This window comes from Streptohalobacillus salinus (assembly GCF_003201605.1).
In the GTDB taxonomy this organism is placed as follows: domain Bacteria; phylum Bacillota; class Bacilli; order Bacillales; family Amphibacillaceae; genus Streptohalobacillus; species Streptohalobacillus salinus.
This window is the reverse complement of the sequence record NZ_QJJR01000001.1, coordinates 70,471-88,909: the sequence shown is the minus strand read 5'-3', so window position 1 is coordinate 88,909 and position 18,439 is coordinate 70,471. Positions and strand designations below refer to the sequence as shown.

The 18,439-nt window shown below is 41.0% G+C and carries 11 protein-coding genes and 1 riboswitch; of the genes, 5 read left to right on the top strand and 6 right to left on the bottom strand.

The features are described from left to right. Window positions 1–28: 28 nt before the first annotated feature. Window positions 29–856, bottom strand: a complete 828-nt coding sequence (locus tag DES38_RS00340) for a GGDEF domain-containing protein (RefSeq protein ID WP_170114267.1) — start codon at window positions 854–856, stop codon at window positions 29–31. 389 nt (window positions 857–1,245) lie between these two features. After that, on the bottom strand, window positions 1,246–2,736 hold the full coding sequence (glpK, locus tag DES38_RS00335) for a glycerol kinase GlpK (protein ID WP_425450524.1): 1,491 nt from the start codon (window positions 2,734–2,736) through the stop codon (window positions 1,246–1,248). Window positions 2,737–3,451: 715 nt separating this feature from the next. Between glpK and ppc the strand changes: the two genes are divergently transcribed. From ppc to DES38_RS00315, 3 genes are all read left to right on the top strand, one after another. Next, window positions 3,452–6,208, top strand: a complete 2,757-nt coding sequence (gene ppc, locus DES38_RS00325; protein WP_110250087.1) for a phosphoenolpyruvate carboxylase — start codon at window positions 3,452–3,454, stop codon at window positions 6,206–6,208. 403 nt (window positions 6,209–6,611) lie between these two features. Further along, a complete protein-coding gene (locus DES38_RS00320; protein ID WP_110250086.1) occupies window positions 6,612–8,477 on the top strand; it encodes a PTS fructose transporter subunit IIABC in 1,866 nt (621 codons plus the stop codon). A 159-nt stretch (window positions 8,478–8,636) separates the two neighbouring features. After that, window positions 8,637–9,647 (top strand): EAL domain-containing protein, encoded by a 1,011-nt coding sequence (locus tag DES38_RS00315; RefSeq protein WP_110250085.1) that lies wholly within the window; start codon window positions 8,637–8,639, stop codon window positions 9,645–9,647. Window positions 9,648–9,884: 237 nt separating this feature from the next. Here DES38_RS00315 and DES38_RS00310 read toward each other — a convergent pair whose 3' ends face one another. The 3 genes from DES38_RS00310 to DES38_RS00300 form a co-directional block, all read right to left on the bottom strand. Beyond that, entirely contained in the window at window positions 9,885–11,627 is a 1,743-nt protein-coding gene (locus DES38_RS00310) for a phospho-sugar mutase (protein WP_110250084.1), read from the bottom strand. Between the two features lie 200 nt (window positions 11,628–11,827). Continuing rightward, on the bottom strand, window positions 11,828–13,891 hold the full coding sequence (locus tag DES38_RS00305; RefSeq protein WP_110250083.1) for a beta-galactosidase: 2,064 nt from the start codon (window positions 13,889–13,891) through the stop codon (window positions 11,828–11,830). A 148-nt stretch (window positions 13,892–14,039) separates the two neighbouring features. Further along, complete coding sequence (locus tag DES38_RS00300; protein ID WP_110250082.1) at window positions 14,040–14,885, bottom strand: AraC family transcriptional regulator; 846 nt, start codon at window positions 14,883–14,885, stop codon at window positions 14,040–14,042. Window positions 14,886–15,225: 340 nt separating this feature from the next. On the opposite strand from DES38_RS00300, the gene DES38_RS00295 reads away from it, so the two are divergent. Together DES38_RS00295 and DES38_RS00290 are read left to right on the top strand one after the other, a co-directional pair. Then, window positions 15,226–16,185 carry a ribose-phosphate diphosphokinase gene (locus DES38_RS00295; protein WP_245881929.1) on the top strand — a complete coding sequence of 320 codons (960 nt, stop codon included), beginning with the start codon at window positions 15,226–15,228 and terminating at the stop codon, window positions 16,183–16,185. Window positions 16,186–16,299: 114 nt separating this feature from the next. Then, a riboswitch (PreQ1 riboswitch) is annotated at window positions 16,300–16,343 on the top strand. Between the two features lie 10 nt (window positions 16,344–16,353). Continuing rightward, window positions 16,354–16,839 carry a QueT transporter family protein gene (locus DES38_RS00290; RefSeq protein WP_110250080.1) on the top strand — a complete coding sequence of 162 codons (486 nt, stop codon included), beginning with the start codon at window positions 16,354–16,356 and terminating at the stop codon, window positions 16,837–16,839. Window positions 16,840–16,934: 95 nt separating this feature from the next. Here the strand turns inward: DES38_RS00290 and DES38_RS00285 are convergent, their stop codons facing one another. Beyond that, window positions 16,935–18,395 (bottom strand): ABC transporter substrate-binding protein, encoded by a 1,461-nt coding sequence (locus tag DES38_RS00285; protein ID WP_170114266.1) that lies wholly within the window; start codon window positions 18,393–18,395, stop codon window positions 16,935–16,937. Window positions 18,396–18,439: the final 44 nt, after the last annotated feature.

Below are 18,439 nucleotides of genomic sequence, written 5' to 3'. Positions count from 1 at the left end.
CGGCTACGTTGCAAATGCCGTGATCTTTTTATTGTATTTCTTGATCTAACGTCGAGCGGTAAAAGCAGTAATGATTTTTCTCGTTGTTTTTGACGTGATACATGGCTACATCAGCTTTACGGATTAAATCTTCAGCACGTTCACCATCTGTCGGATAGTAACTGACCCCCATACTTGTTGTCACCACTAGTGAAAGATCTTCGACAACAATGGGATTACTCATGACTTCTTGTAGGCGCCGAAACAACGCCACTTGTTCGTTCGGATCAAAGTCTGTGAGTAAAATACCAAATTCATCCCCTCCCAGGCGACCAACGGTTGCCGCTTGACCTAACACATGATAAATGCGTTCTGCCATCACTTCTAGAATGCGATCACCTACATGATGATTATAGCGGTCATTGATCCATTTAAAGTTATCTAAATCGACAAAAGCTACTGCAAGTTTATGCTGGTTGGCTATCTTTTCTTGGAGACGCAAAATAAAGGTACGGCGGTTGTAAGTCAAGGTTAAGCCGTCTATTTCCGCCAATATTTTTAAGCGTTTCCGCTGCTTATTTAAAGTAATCAATTGTTTTAGATGTTGTTGTCGAAAGAAATAGAGCACTGAAATAATGACGAGTGCAGCTGTATAAGAAATAATCCCAGGTAGTGCTTCTGTCGTTCCCGTTTGCACGGTATGACCTAAGGCTAAGATTAAACTGACTGTTATTAGCGAAAGGCTAAGGATAAAGGCACGGCGATAACCAATTAAAACAAGAAGGACTGAAATCAGTAGTTGCACTTGACCGAACACGCCACGGAGATAATCAGATTCCACATGAACAATAAGAACCATGAAAAATATGTAAGTCACGCTCAACAACATAAAACTAAAATAACGATAAGTGATACTGATTTTAATCCCCTCCTCGTTTCATAAAAAGCTTATATTTATCCATCATATACCAAACGAGAGCGATAATCCACCTCCAAACCATGACTTTTTAATGAACAATTCCTATTAGTGATAGGTCATTTATCACACGGTACGCTTGTATTCATTTTAAGTCTAGCGGGCAACTGGCTCTTTTATAACGGTAAGAGCAAGCATTTACAACAAGGCTGCTGCTTGCTCAGTAGCTGCCCTAAACAGCTGGAATCAAAACCCGACTGTCCTCTCGGGAACATCGGGTTTTGATTCGGCAAGCCTTCTGTCAACTACTGCTTTTCGCTCGCTCATCCCTTTTAAAAGCATTTCTCACATTATGGTTTAAATACTCGCGTAGCTTCTACTGCTTTTTTCCAGCCTCGATAGAGATGGTTCCGGGTGGTGTTTTCCATTTCCGGTATAAATTGATGATCTTTTTGCCAATGATTCAGTAAGGCATCTTGACTATCCCAAAAACCAATCTGTAATCCCGCTAAGAAGCTTGCACCGAGTGCTGTTGTTTCATTAAAGTAAGGACGCTCAACCGGCACATTGAGTAGATCACTTTGAAATTGCATTAAAAAGTTATTTTTTACTGCCCCACCATCGACCCGCAACGTTTTCACATCAATCCCTGAATCTTTCACCATCGTATCCAGAACATCTTTGGTTTGATAACAAATCGCTTCAAGCGTCGCTCGAACAACATGTTCTTTCGTGGTGCCCCGTGTCAAGCCAAACATCGCACCTCGTGCATCACTATCCCAGTAAGGGGTACCAAGTCCGACAAAGGCAGGGACAAGGTAGACACCATCGGTTGAATCAACTTTTGTTGCATATAACTCACTATCACTTGAGGTGGTAATCATTCGCAAACCATCGCGTAACCACTGGACTGCACTTCCAGCTACAAAGATACTGCCTTCAAGTGCGTAGGTCACTTTTCCATTTAGGCGCCAGGCAATTGTCGTCAACAAACCATGGTCCGATTGAACAGGCGCATCACCGGTCGGCATCAACATAAAACACCCCGTCCCGTAAGTGTTTTTCACCATCCCTTTTTCATAACACGCTTGGCCGAAGAGGGCGGCTTGCTGATCACCACATGCCGAGGCAATGGGTACTTGATAACCAAAAAAGTGGTGAGAGACCGTTGTGCCAAAATCACCACTCGTATCTCCCACTTCTGGCATCATGTCTTTAGGAATGGTGAAAAGATCTAATAATTCTTCGTCCCACGTTAGGGTATGAATATTAAAAAGCATCGTTCGCGAAGCATTCGATACGTCCGTTTTATGAACCTTCCCACCGGTTAACTTGTATATCAACCACGTATCGATCGTACCAAACATCAATCGTCCTTGATCAGCAAGCGCTCGTGCCCCGTCAACATGATCTAAAATCCATTTCACTTTTGTCGAAGAAAAATAAGGATCAATCAGCAGACCGGTACGTGATTTAATAAAGGACTGATAGCCATCTGCCCTAAGCTGTTGACAAATGCCTTCTGTTTGCCTTGATTGCCACACAATTGCTTTATAGATTGGCTTTCCATTATCACGATCCCAAACGACAGCTGTCTCTCGTTGATTGGTAATGCCAATGCCTTTAACCATTGACGCATCAATGTCTCCTTTTCTTAACACCTCCGCCATTGCCCCGAGGACTGACGTCCAAATTTCGTTGGCATCGTGCTCTACCCAACCGGGCTCTTGATAAATTTGTTCGAATTCTCGTTGACTCTTTGCGACCATTTCTCCGGCTTGATTGACTAAAAAAGCACGTGTACTGGTTGTCCCCTGATCAATCGTTAAAATATATCCCATGACAATTCGTCCTTTCTTTATTCATCAAAATCACTTAACTCTTTTTCTTCTAAAACCTTCAAAGCTGGTTAGAAAAGCGGTGACCACAAGCTGCTAAATGAACCGTGAATCTAAAAACTAATGACGTACGCTTTTTGATTATCCAGCTTTCTGTTCATTCCCCTTTCCCTCGTCATTTCAAACAAAAAAATACCTGTATCTTGTTTGATGAACAACACGTGTTCGATCAGACAAGATACAGGCCAATACTTGCGAAGGGATGCAGCTCGCTTGCTACAAGTACTATCATACCCAATTTTGTAAGCGTTATCAATACTTTTTTAAAATTTTTTTTTGAAAACATATACATCGACTTAAAAAAGATTGATTTGACAGGTGTCAGAACATTGGTTTTAACTTTACCGTGACGCATCATGATCCATATAACAAGACCCAAGACAGACAGCAGCAAATCCTTCTCGTCCATCGTCACGCTTCATTCGTGTTTTTGATCGCATATCGTTATGAATCACCTACTTTTTATGGTAAACTATTATCTAATCCGTATGATAGCGCTTGAAATGCGTGAATTTACACATTTTTCAGTTATTTCATGCGTTTTTCGTGTTATGATAGGATGTAGGTAGAACTAGCATATGAAGCTGAAGCTACATAGATGCACAAACATCAAGCAAGACATGCATGATGGATTAAAATCTTGAAAGGAAGTGATTCAATGCTACAACCAAACAACGAAAAATCAAACATCACATTAAATCAAGACGTTGAGTATTTAAACAATATCCTCGATGAAGTCCTACGCCATGAAGGCGGTGATGAGTTATTAAATACGGTGAAGTACTTTAGAAAACTATCTAAAGCGCTCCGTGATGATGACTCACCTAGTAATTTTGATCAATTAAATCAAGAGATTATGGACTTGGAACCCAATCTTCGCAAAAAAGTTATTCGTGCATTTAGTGTTAATCTTCAACTTTATAACATTGCCGAACAAAACTACCGCATCCGTCGTCGTCGTGAATATCAAATGCAAGACGATACGATTATTCAACCTCGCTCATTAGAAGATGGCGTCAATCAATTATATGAAAATAAAGTATCGGTTGATCAAGTAGAAAAAGCATTAGAAGATTTATCGCTTGAGCTTGTCATTACCGCTCACCCGACGGAAGCGACACGTCGGACGATGATGCGTATTCACCAACGGATTGCCGATTTATTAAAGAAATGGGAATTCACCTACACACGCTATGATAAAAAAGTCATTCAGGAAATGATTGAAAATGAAATCACCATCCTCTGGCAAACGGCTGAAATTCGTGAGAAGAAACCTTCAGTTATGAAAGAAGTGTCGAACGGTTTATACTTCTTCGATAAAGTATTATTTAATGTCTTACCTGTCTTACATCAAGACTTAGAAGATATTTTAGAAGAGAAATATAATCACCGTTTCCACGTTCCTGCATTTTTACGTTTTGGCTCATGGATTGGTGGGGACCGTGACGGTAACCCAAATGTTAAAGCAAAGACGACCCTGAATACCTTAAAAGAACAACGTAAATTAGTCTTAACGAAATACATGGAATCGATTGATTCTCTGAAAGAAAAATTAAGTCAATCATCGAAAAAAGTAAAGGTACGTGAATCACTTATTGAGTCCATCGCCAAAGACCGGTCTGAACTTGACTATAAAGGCTGGCACAAAGACGATGAAGTTTATCGTGTGAAATTAGGCATGGTGATGAAGCGATTGAAGTTAACGTCTGAAGATAAAGAAGGCGGCTATGTAGATGCGCACGCACTCCGTGAAGATTTATTACTTATTCAAGATTCATTAGAGTATCATCACCCAAATCAAACACCGATTAAATTGTTACGCCATATCATTCGTCAAGTCCAAATCTTCGGTTTCCACTTGGCAACGCTTGATATTCGTAATCATAGTGGTGAACACGAATCGACAATTACTGAGATTCTGCGTCAAGTCGGCATCACTGATGATTATAAAGCGTTAGACGAAGAAAAAAAACAGCGCGTCTTAAAGAAAGTATTAGAAGATCCGCGTCCGCTTATTTCTATCTATGATGAGTTTTCAGAAGCATCACAAGAAATGATTGAAACGTTCCGTACCATTAAAGAAGCAAAGGATACCTTCGGTGAACGTGCAATTGAAGTATACTTGATTAGTATGGCAGAAGCCGTCAGTGATGTTCTTGAAGTCCTTGTGCTCGCAAAAGAAGTTGGTCTTTACCGCGTCTATCCAGACGGTAACGTGAAGAGTCGTCTTCATGTTGCACCACTGTTAGAGACAATTGATGACCTTAAATTCGGACCAACGATTATCAAATCACTTTTTGATATTCCGTTGTACCGGAAACACTTAGAAGCACGCGGAGATTTGCAAGAAATTATGCTTGGCTATTCGGATAGTTCAAAAGATGGTGGAAACTTAACCGCTAACTGGGAACTTTATAAAGCACAAGAAGAAATCCACTCGATTGCATCAAGTTACGGCGTGAAGTTGAAATACTTCCACGGACGTGGCGGATCACTCGGTCGTGGTGGTGGCCCACTTTATTCTAGTTTATTATCACAACCACCGGTTACTTTAGGTGATGGTGTTAAAATTACTGAGCAAGGGGAAGTCTTATCTTCTCGCTACTTATTACCAGACATTGCTTACCGTTCACTTGAACAAGCCACAAGTGTGTTATTAACGTCAATTGCCGGTATTAATCAAACGGAAAAACATCGTGAGATGCCGACTGATAAAGCGAAAAGTGCAATGGCTAAGATTTCAGACGCTGCTCTATCAACTTATCAAGACCTTGTCTTCAACGATAAAGATTTCTTAACTTACTTTAACCAAGGTACCCCATTAAATGAACTTGGTGCCTTAAACATCGGCTCGCGTCCGATGAAGCGTAAAGGAAGCAATCGTTTCGAAGACTTACGGGCGATTCCGTGGGTGTTTGCGTGGACACAGTCCCGTCAGCTCTTGCCTGCTTGGTATGCAGCCGGTTCTGGACTAAAAGCTTTTCTTGACGAGACGAATGATATCCAATTGTTACGAGAAATGTATCAACAATGGCCATTCTTCCAGGCAACCATCAATAACTTACAGATGGCATTAACAAAAGCTGACTTAGAAATTGCCGATGCTTATACTGATATGATTGACGATCAAGAAATGGCAAATCGCATTTTTGATCAAATCAAAAAAGAACATAAAATCACAAAAGACATGGTCTTACTTATCGCTGAACAAGATGACTTAATGGATCACCAACCAAACATTAAAGAATCCGTTCGCTTACGTAACCCATTAGTTGATCCATTAAACTTGATTCAAGTTCAATTAATTAATCAACTACGTAAACTTGACACTGAAGACAGTCAATTTGATGACCTTCTAAGTGAAGTGCTATTAACCATTAACGGCGTTGCCGCTGGTCTACGCAACACTGGTTGATGGTTCAAGATAATAATCACAATTAAAACGCAGGGGATTCATTTACCCTGCGTTTTTTCACCTTTTAAATCTTTTTCCGATCATTGTGACACCTTTTTTTTTCGATGTTCTTATTTGATTGATTTTGATTGCTTTGTTTTTTTGATGAAAAACAGCCTGATAACCCTTTCATTCCTTTACTATTTGATTGCTTGTTACGCTTAGATTGCTTGTTCAATCTAACGAATAATTTTTGTTTCTTTGAAGTTTTTTGATAAAAAATGATTGAAAATGATTGATTTTTGTAAGCGTTTAAGTTATGATAAAAACATCAACAGCTTAGTCATTTGATTCGAGCTGTTCTATCAAATAGTTTTAGCTATTATTTTATATTCGCATTAAAAATATTTAGGAGGTTTGTCAAATGAAGATTACCGATTTGTTAAGTAAAGACACCATGTCCCTTAGCCTTCATGCCACAACAAAAGAACCTGTTATCGATGAATTGATTGATGCGCTTTATGGCGCTAACAAAATCAATGACAAGGTTCAATTCAGAAAAGATATTTTAGCACGAGAAGCACACACATCAACCGGTATTGGTGATGGCGTCGCTATTCCTCACGCAAAGTCAGAGGCAGTGAAAACACCAGCAATTGCTTTTGGACGCTCAAAACAAGGTGTTGACTACGATGCACTCGATCAAAAAGATTCGCACTTATTCTTTATGATAGCTGCACCCGTTGGTGCAAACAATGAACACTTAGATACATTAGCGCGCTTGTCAAGCATGTTGATGGATAAATCATTTAGAGAACAATTATTATCACTTGACTCTAAAGAAGAGATTCTTAAATTAATTGATCAAAAAGAAAAAGAACGCGAAAGCGAAGAAGCACCTGCACATGCAACTGGTAAACGTGTATTAGCTGTCACAGCTTGCCCAACCGGTATTGCCCATACCTATATGGCTGCAGATGCGTTAAAAGCTAAAGCAAAAGAAATGAATGTAGACATTAAAGTTGAAACACGCGGTTCAGGTGGTGCGAAAAACGTATTGACTGACAAAGATATTGAAGAAGCAGATGCCATTATCATTGCAGCTGACACAAATATCGATCGCGAGCGTTTTAATGGCAAAGTTTTAATTGAAGCTGGTGTAACTGACGGTATTCGTCGCCCAGAAGAATTGATTAATCAAGCACTTGCTGATAATGCACCGGTATTCAAAGGGTCTGGTAAATCAACATCAAGTCAATCAAAAAGCAATCAGAAAAATGCATTCTATCGTCACCTCATGAATGGTGTATCACACATGTTGCCATTTGTTGTCGGTGGTGGGATACTCATTGCACTAGGGTTCGCTTTTGGTATTGAATCACACGTTGAAGGAAACGAATCATACAACCGCTTTGCTGAAGCATTAAACACCATTGGTGGTGGGAATGCCTTCGGACTCATGATTCCTGTGCTTGCCGGCTTTATTGCCATGAGTATTGCCGATAGACCCGGGCTCGCCCCTGGTATGGTTGGTGGCTTTATGGCTGCTCAAGGTACAAGTGGTTTCCTTGGTGGTTTGATTGCTGGTTTCCTTGCCGGTTACCTTGTTGTCTTCCTGAAACATCTTTTCAAGAACCTTCCACAGTCACTTGACGGGATTAAAACGATTTTAATCTATCCTGTGCTCGGGATATTCTCTGTAGGGATGTTGATGTTCTTCGTTATTGAAACACCTGTTGGTATCTTTAATACCGCACTCGGTGACTGGTTACAAAACTTAGGTACAGGTAATGCTGTGATTCTCGGTCTGATCTTAGGTGGGATGATGGCTGTTGATATGGGTGGTCCAATCAACAAAGCTGCTTACACCTTCGGTATTGCAATGATCGCTGAAGGGTTCTTAACCCCACATGCTGCGATTATGGCTGGTGGTATGGTTCCACCACTTGGTATCGCACTTGCAACATTCGTCTTTAGAAACCGTTTCACAAGAGAAGAAAAAGATGCTGGTATTTCAAATATCATCATGGGCGCAAGTTTCATAACTGAAGGTGCGATTCCATTCGCAGCTGCCGATCCTGGTCGTGTCATTCCTTCATTAATCGTTGGTTCAAGTGTCGCTGGGGGACTTTCCATGCTCTTTAACATCGGTCTTCCTGCACCACACGGTGGTATCTTCGTTATTCCACTCGTTGAAGGTAATGCATTGCTTTACCTACTCGCAATTGCGATTGGTTCAGTAATCACTGCGATTATGTTAGGTCTCTTGAAGAAACCTGTCCAAGACTAAGCTAGACGCGCTATAAAGTAAATAGACGTACGATTTTAAACAGTTATAAAACACCTTGTTCATTTATTGAGCAAGGTGTTTCTTTACATTTTGCTATAACATGTTTTGAAAATATGATAAAATAGGACTATTCATGCTATGATTTATGGAGGTTTGTTTATGTCTTGTCCAAATTGCACCATCGCCGGTCAACAAATTACTTTCCGCTTACCACCTGCTATTATCGATGTAATTGAAGCACATTTCCACCATACGGAACAGGTCTTTACGGTTACAGATAACGAAATCACAACAAACGAAAAAGGCGCACGTGACTTGAACGATTTTTTAACTGAGATGGCACTCACTGAGAACGTCACCTTTAGAATCAATAAGTTCGACTGGTTAGATATTCATCAATTTAATGATTACCGTGATGCAGCATGGATTGACGGGTTGATTAGTGAACGGTTTCTCAAGATGCACTTTCAACCGATCATTAAACAAGACGGTACCATTTTTGCTTATGAAATGCTTGCGCGTTTTGTTGATCAATCAGGAACAATGATTTACCCAGATGTGATGTTCCCTGCAGCGAGTAGGCGCGGACGTACCTTCGCCCTCGACCGGATCTGCCGCATTCATGCAGTAAAACAAGTTAAACGACTTAAAACCCATCAAAAAGCTTTTATTAATTTTATTCCTACCGCTATATATTCTCCGGAATTTTGCCTAAAAACAACGACAAAAGTCGCTAAAATGTTAGATATCGATAGTTCACGATTCGTGTTTGAAGTTGTCGAAACAGAAAAAGTAAAAGACACCGACCATTTAAAGTCAATATTAAATTATTATCTCTCCCATGGTTTTGAATTTGCTCTTGATGATGTCGGCGCTGGTTATAATACACTTGACTTTTTAGCCACATTAGAACCGCCGTACATTAAGTTAGACCGGGATTACGTTGACGGGGTGGCGACCGATTTCGAAAAACAACGCATTGCTGATGAGGTGCTTAAAATCGCAAAACAATTTAAAGCGACCACTCTCGCTGAAGGGGTCGAATCTTTTGAAGATTTTGAGTGGCTGAAGGCTCGTGGCTTTGAACTATTCCAAGGCTATTTATTCGGTAAAGCTGAGCCAGACCCGTTAGCGATTGATGTGATTGATTTAAGTACGCTAAAAGGCTAGTGCGTCCTGCACTAGCCTTTTTCGATTGATCCTCTGGTTACTTTTTTCTAACCCCTATTGACGCGATCATCATTTTACGACTGCATGATTGTTTTGCCCCAGTTTTTGCTTTAGAAGACATTGCTCCAACCAACCGGTCAACACGTTTTTACAGCCATTGCTTGCCTTTAGACTTAAACACACGGTTGGCTCAATCTGTAAGCTTGAGCCAATCGTGTGTTTAGTTAATGGTCTTATTTATTCTGCGATAAACGCCTCAACCCGTTTCATCACACCTGCTTCGATTTCATTTAGCTTTGATTTTGTTTCAATTTCAGCGTCACCCGTTACACCAAAGTAAAATTTCACCTTTGGCTCTGTTCCTGATGGACGCACACAGAACCACGAACCGTCCTCAAGGAAGTATTTAAGGACATTCGATTGCGGCAAGGCAATCGGTTGAGTTGCTTGTGACTCAAGTGCTGTTCTGACACTTGCATGATAGTCTTCCACAGCAATAACTTTCTGACCAGCCACTGATGTTGGCGGGTTTTCACGGAAATCTTTGATTAAGGCGACAATTTGTTCGGCGCCGTCTTTACCTTTTAACGTCAACGACTGTAATGATTCATAATAATAGCCATATTTCTCAAAGAGAGCTTGTAACCCTTGATACAAGGTCTTGCCTTGGTCTTTATAATACGCAGCCACTTCTGCCGCTAACATAACAGCCTGGATAGCGTCTTTGTCACGTACAAAGTCACCAACAAGATAACCATAACTTTCTTCATAACCAAACAAGAATGTTTTATCATCGATGGATTCAAAGTTTTTAATTTGTTCTCCGATAAATTTAAAACCGGTTAGCGTATCAATTGTGTCTAGTCCGTGATAAGTAGCGATATCTCGTCCAATTTCACTTGTCACAATCGTTTTTAAAACGGTTAAGTCTTTACTAAAGGTCCCTTTCTTTTTCTTCGATTCAATCAAATAATCGAGCATCAACGCGCCCACTTGATTACCGGTTAGGACGACGTAGTCGCCTGCTTCATTCTTCGTTGCAACACCAACCCGGTCCCCATCTGGATCTGTACCGACTAAAATATCCGCTTCAACCGCTTGCCCTTGCTTGATCGCTAACGCAAATGCGTCATGTTCTTCAGGATTTGGTGATTTTACCGTCTTGAAGGTTGGATCTGGTTCTTCTTGTTCTTTGACAATCTCTACATCACTAAAACCCATCGCACTTAGTGCCTGACGAACCGGATGATTTGCTGTTCCGTGTAACGGTGTAAAAATGATTTTCAAGTCTGCACCGACACGGTCAATTAAATCTTGTTGCTGAATGATTGATTTTAATGCCGATTGATAGGCATCGTCTACTTCTTGACCAATGATTTCAATCCGTCCTTCGGCTTCTAAATCTGCTTTTTCACGGGCATCGACAATCAATTCATTTTCCACTTGATTAACTTCAGCAATAATCGCTTCTGCTTCTTCCGCTAAGACTTGTCCACCTTCTTCGTTATAAACTTTAAATCCATTATATTCTGGTGGATTGTGACTTGCAGTCACCATGATGCCACTGAAACAGCCTAAATGCCGAACTGCAAAAGACAATTCAGGTGTAGACCGCAATGATTCAAAGACATAGGTCTTAATGCCATGTGTTGCAAGAACTTTGGCTGCTTCCATCGAAAATTCTGGTGATTTAAAACGAACGTCATAAGCAATCGCAACACCCATTTCTTTCGCTTTATCTCCTTGTTTTTCAATGTAGTGCGCCAGTCCTTCTGCAGCTTTACGGATCGTATAGATATTTAAACGGTTGGTTCCAGGACCAAGCTCCCCGCGCATGCCGCCTGTCCCAAATTCTAGCTCTTTATAAAAACTATCTTCTAGTTTCTTCTCATCTGCTTCAATATCTGCTAATTGTTGTTTCAACTCTGGGTCCAAATCAGGAAAACTTGCCCACTTTTCGTATGTAACCTGCCAGCTCATCTCAATCGCCTCCGCATTATTTTTTTGTTAATTCTGACTTCATTATACCAAATTTCATCAGGACTTGAAATAACTTTTCGTATGCGTTTACTTTTACCGTTACGCTAAGAAAAAACGCCTGACTACTTATGCTTTAATAAGTAATCAGACGTAATATTCGTTCAGGTCGTTATTTCCTCGTTACGCTTGTTGCAGTCAGACTACTTTTGCTCAATTAATATCCGAACGCCATAGGCTGGCACAACAATGCGAGTTGCAACAAGCGCATGGCTTAGCGCATCACGTAGTCCGGTTTTAGCCGTTGCAAGTGTTTGATCGCTGTTATTGAAGTTCATGATGAAAAGATGACGCACCGTATCATTTTCACGTTTTTGGACCGTCACCCCGCTTGGTAAAGCTGTGTCCCACACATGAGTGAGCCCAAGCGTTTTTGCTAACTGCTTGTAAAAGACCCTTTGGAAATCTAAATCAAACCGAGCCGCTTGATAATAGGCACTTCCTGACCCTAACGTATTCTTAGTTAAGGCAGGATAGCCTTGATAGAAATCTTCGTCATAGGTCATTAATGTTTCCGCTGTTTCTGTGTGCGCAAGATCAGCTAACTCTTTTATTTTAAAGCGTCCATTTAATTGTAACGGGTTTCCTGGCTTTGCTGTTGCTTGATTATATTCGTTATCTGCTAAAGCATCAATTTCTTCAGACCATATCCCTAATGTCTTCCGAAGTGGACCTGGGAAACCACCGAGGTAAGTAAGATCGGTCTCGTTGACGATCCCCGACCAATAGGTCGAGACGAGTGTGCCACCCTGTTCAACAAAAGCTTCGATTTTTTCTCCAATACCCTCACGTACCATATATAGCATCGGCGCAACAACGAGTGTGTATGGCGATAACTCCCGGTCTTCACTAATGATATCAACCGGTACGCCTTGTTCCCAGAACGCGCGGTAATGTTCGAGAACCGTCCGTTCATAATAGACACCTGCATTCCGTGGACCTTCTGCATCATTAATCGCCCAGCGGTTTTCGGTATCAAAAATAATCGCAACTTCTGGTTTAACCGAACTACCGGCCAGCTCAGTTAATTGTTCGAGTGTTTGACCCACATCGCTTACTTCCTTAAACACACGGGTTTGACTGTGACCGACATGGTCAACGACCGCACCATGAAACTTCTCACTCGAGCCACGGCTTTTACGCCACTGGAAGTATTGAACGGAATCAGAGCCATGCGCGACAGCTTGTAGAGAAGATAAACGGTGCATGCCTGGCTTCTTCAACTTACTGAGCGGTTGCCAGTTAGTTAAACTTGGCGTTGATTCCATCAAAAGAAACGGTTGGCCATCTTTTAAGGCACGGAACCAATCATGATTCATTGCCGTATAGGCTGCCACTTCTTGGTCATCGGTTGCGTTGTGCCACGTTGGATAAGAATCCCATGAGACAATATCTAGATCGTCTTTAAACTTATCATAGTTTAGACCCTCAAACAGTTCCATAAAGTTTGCAGTCACTGGTAACGCTTGATTTTTTGCTTTAAGCGGTTTTACTTCATGACGGAAGAAATCGAGTGTTTGATCGGTGACAAATCGCTTCCAATCAAGTGTTTGACCGTGAACAAACTGTTCCCCGTGCGGCGCTGGTGACTCAAGTTGTGACCAGGCGGTGTACGTATGGCTCCAGAATGTGGTCCACCACGCTTGATTTAAGGCATCGAGCGTTTGATATTTTTCTTTTAACCAGTCACGAAAAGCAGCTTGACAAAGATCACAGTGGCATTCCCCGCCATATTCATTCGAAATATGCCAGCCAATCACACCGGGGTGATCGCTGTATCGCTCAGCTAATTTCTGATTGATAATGGTGGTTTTCTCACGGTAAATTGGCGAAGTATAACAGTGATTATGGCGCATGCCATGTAAGTTACGTACCCGTGTTTCTGATACCCGAAGCACTTCTGGGTACTTTTCAGACATCCAGGTTGGTCTGGCCCCGGTTGGTGTCGCAAGAAAAACCGATACACCGTTTTCGTATAGGCGATCGATAACCGTATCCATCCAGGCAAAATCAAATACCCCTTCTTCTGGTTCAAGCTTTGCCCAAGAAAAGATACCGACCGACATCACATTGACATGTGCTTCTTGCATAAGTGTTAAATCCTGTTCAAAAATTTCTGGATAATCGAGCCATTGTTCCGGGTTGTAGTCAGCCCCGTGTAACAGTTTAGGTAATTTTTCAGTTAATGGTTTAAACATCATAGTCATCCTCACATTCATATTATTTAACAAAACCGATAGATAATGTTTGATACTCATCCTAAGTATAGTGCCGAAATTCATTTGATTAAAGAGGGAAAATATTCGGATTCAGCTTCATTTTCTTAAACTTTTCTTCTTTTTTAGTGTCGTTAGGTTAATCTTTTTTATGCAGGTTGCGGTACTGTTTCGGTGTCATGCCTTCACGTGATTTAAATGTCGTTACGAAGTGACTAACAGCATTAAAGCCAACCTGATCAGCGATATCTTTTAATGTCAATCGCATATCTGTTAACATTAATCGTTTCGCTTCACGCATCCGCATTTGTACTAAAAAAGCGTAAGGACTCATACCAAAGGTATCATGAAACAATTTATTTAAATGCTGGGCACTAATCCCGGCTGCATCTGACATTTCATTTAATCCAATGTTATCGCCAAAGTGTTGTTCCAAATACTCGACAATCGGACGAACTTTACTATAGGATTGTTCATTCGATAGTTGTTCCCCTACCGTTCCATGTTTTTTTAAGTGCATTAGAAATTGATACAAATAACCTGACGCATCAAAATGCAAGTGAGGATCGCTTTGATCCTGTGCGCGGAGAACGGAAAAGACCGTTTTCATAAACTGGTAAAAGACGCCTGACGTGTTTTCCAGATAAAGACTCGAGAAATTTAAATTAAGCGTATCAAGAATTTCATCGATGGAATGCCCGCCAAACGTAACATAAACCGTCGACCAATTGTCTGTGACGGTATAATTGGGGTGATAGTTATGGGCTGTATAAGGCGTCAATAGTAACCCTTGCCCTTCCTTTAAAACAACGTGTTGATCTTTCAGTTCAATCACACCTTCACCTTCAATGGTTTGCAGCCAGTGATAGTAAGGGTAGCCCTCAGGGCGTTCAAAATCTAATTCTTGTGGATTATAACCAATGCTATCGAGATAGAGCGGCAACAATGCGTGTTGATCAAATGTATAGCGAATTTTCTCTTGCATGTCTTCACCACCTTAATTATCTTTCTTGTTTATTAAATAACTTTATTAAGTTGTTGTCTTCAGTGTAACATATTTTAGTATGCAGCGTGTATTAAAGTGGCCACTGCTTTAAAAGGGGGTTAATTTATCTAAATAGAGGCGAGAACCCCCGCACTTCAAACAGCTCGTAAGCGTGATAAGTGGTGGGTCGTTCAATCGTATTGGTTCGTAAAACGTCTGTCCTTCTTATCTGAAGTGTCTCCAACTCTTTTGAAAAGAATCAATAACCAACTAGTAATTCCACGTCATTTGTTTTACAATAAAACTAATGCATTGTAATCATTTAAAAGGGGCGAATGTGGTGTCAAACAAAAATATTAAAGATGAAGTAAAGGTATTTAGCTTAAGTTCAAATAAACCATTAGCTGAATTAATTGCAAAAAACTTAGGATTAGAGTTAGGTCAATGTTCTATTCAAACATTTAGCGATGGAGAAATCCAAGTAAATGTAGAAGAGACCGTACGTGGCTATGATACTTATATTATTCAATCGACCAATGATCCATCTGATCAGCACTTGATGGAAATCCTTATTTTACTTGATGCTTTCAAACGCGCATCAGCAAAAACAATTAATGTCGTGATGCCCTACTTCGGCTATGCACGTCAAGATCGTAAAACAAAAGCGCGAGAACCAATTACCGCAAAACTTATCGCTGATATTATTGAAAAAGCTGGCGCAAATCGCGTGATGGCCATGGACTTACATGCGACCCAGGTCCAAGGATTCTTCGATATTCCTGTTGACCATTTAAATGGCATGGCTATTATGGCCGAATATTTCTTAGCTAAAAAACTCGAAGATGTGGTTGTTGTTGCACCTGATCATGGCAGTGTCAAACGGGCGCGTAACTTTGCTGACAGCATTAATGCTCCGATTGCCATTTTAGATCGTCGTGGACCACGGGATGCGACAACCGATTCACAGTTATCTGTTGTTGGAGAAATCGCAGGTAAGACGTGTATATTACTTGATGACATTGTTGATACCGGTAGACGTGTATCCACCGGTGCACACGCCTTAATGAAATCAGGCGCTAAAGAAGTCTACGCCGCTTGTACCCATGCGGTTCTTTCTGGAATTGCCACGACCTACTTAAAAGATTCACCATTAAAGGAAATGGTCGTTACTGATACGATTGAAATTCCGACCCATAAACAAATCGATAAGTTAACCGTGCTCTCTACAGCTGATTTATTCAGTGAAGCGATCACGCGTGTGCACTTAGAAGAACCCGTTAGTCCATTATTCAACTATTAAACAACTAATTTTTCATGAGAATAGGCATGGTTTGCGTTTATCGCTAACCATGCCTTTTTTTACTTGATTTTTTTATAAATCTCTTTATAATGAAGAAGTTGTCGATTTCTAATCGCTACCGTGGTTCGTAACCATCCCACGCAAAAAAACTAGTAGAGGAGCATATCTATGTCAAAAACAAAATCGCTCGTGGCTAATGCACTCATTGCAGCATTATACATTGCCATTTCATTAGTTCTCGAGCCGCTAACATTCTTAAGCGTGCAATTTCGTGTACCTGAGATGTTTAACCATTTAGTGGTCTTTAATAACCGCTATTTCTTCGGGGTTGTGCTTGGTGTTTTTATTACCAATCTCTTTTCCCCACTCGGTATGTATGATTTAATCTTTGGTGTCGGTCACTCTGTGATCTCACTCGGACTATTAATCTTGATTAAACGTACCGTGAAAAACACGACCAAGTTAATGATCATCAACACGCTGATTTTCACTGTGACGATGGCTATCATTGCACTTGAGTTAACTTTAGCACTCGAGCTCCCTTTCTTCTTGACTTACTTAACAACAGCACTCGGTGAATTTGGCGTCATGGCCATTGGTATCCCGGTAATGCAGATGTTAAATAAAACAATGAAGTTCGAAAAGCTTGTGTAACAAATCAAACAAAAAACACGACCGAGAAGATGCGTTACTGCATCCTCACTGGTCGTGTTTTTTTATCCGCTATCTTTCTAACACTCGCTTAAACTTTAATAAAATAATTCATCTAAAGCAGCTTGATGATATGCGTTAATTTTTTCGGTTAAATCTGCGGAAATGTCATATGGATTCACATCACCTGCAGCTGCCGCTGCTTCAATATCACCATATTCACCGCCAAAGTATACTTCATCTAAGAACGTTTGGAAACCTGGCGCTGACGCTCCCCCTAATGGAATCGGGTGTTTTGAACGTGCTAGGAAATCATCATAGTAGTGTTCTTCTGGCAGTAAGGTACGTAATTCATCCCAAATGTCTTGATCTTTAATGATTGGTAATCCGTCTGGGTGATTAAAGACAAGCTCACCGTCTTCACGCGTAAGCGTTTGGAAGGCATCAAGTTTCGCTTCCCAGCCGTCACGTCCCCAACCAAAGAATTTAAGTAACTCATACGCTTCACGCGGGTGTTCAGTCGCTGCTGAAAGCGAACCAAAATCGATAAATGCTGGTTTATTTTGCGTGGTTGCATCATCACCTTGTGGCACGACGTATGGCACCCATTTAATTCCTTTATCAACAAACTCATCGGTCTTAAATAAGTCCACTGACCACCATGCATCAAATTGCATCGCGACACGTCCCGTTGACGCAGCCCATAATAGGCGGTCACCAAATGCAGCTTCTGCTTCATCCGTGTCAAAAAGTGGCGCATGGTTCCCATTACGAACAAGCTCTGCATGGGTTGATAACGCATCATCCCACTCACCCGTTAAGTCATATGTTTCACCATCCCAACCAAACTCACCATAAGCATCACCATTCACGATGGGTCCCATCGTCAAGAGCTTCGTAAATGTATTAAAACCATAAATACCTTCTTCTGGCACAGTCATTGTTTCAATCAAGCCAAGCATTTCTGACCAGGTCCAGTCAGGTGAAGGCATTTCCACGTTTTGCGCTTCAAATAAGTTCTCATCTAAAAAGATTGTATATGGCAAGTAACCTGCTGGAGCAGCCATCTTACGTTCACCATCAAAATACCCTTGTTCTTTTAAGGTGTCTAAAATATTATCTGATTCTGGATCGTTTTCAAAGAACTCCGTAAAGTCGCCGAGCCACATGTTCCGAATCGGTACATCGACATTCCCTAAGTACCAGAAAACATCCGGTAAATCACCTGTCGATGCTAAGTTAGTAAGGTGATCATTCCAACCTTCTTGCTCTAACTCATAAAGTTCAACGGTCACGTTTGGATATTTCTCCATAAAGGCATCAGCAAGCGCACGTTGAAGATCCATGTTCTGCCAAGATGCGTACGTTAAAGTAATTTCTTCATCCGTCATTGGTGGTAATGCAAGGGATGCCTCAGTACCTTCATCCGTCGTTTCTTCACCTGTTGTATCGTTACTTGCATTCGCTCCACTTGCGTCATCGTCACTGCTACACCCTGTAACGACGAATACCATTGCTAACACGACTGACAAGATCATTAACCAAGCTTTTTTGTTCATTTTCTTTCCCCCATTTCCTTTAATAACATGCATTTATACCACAA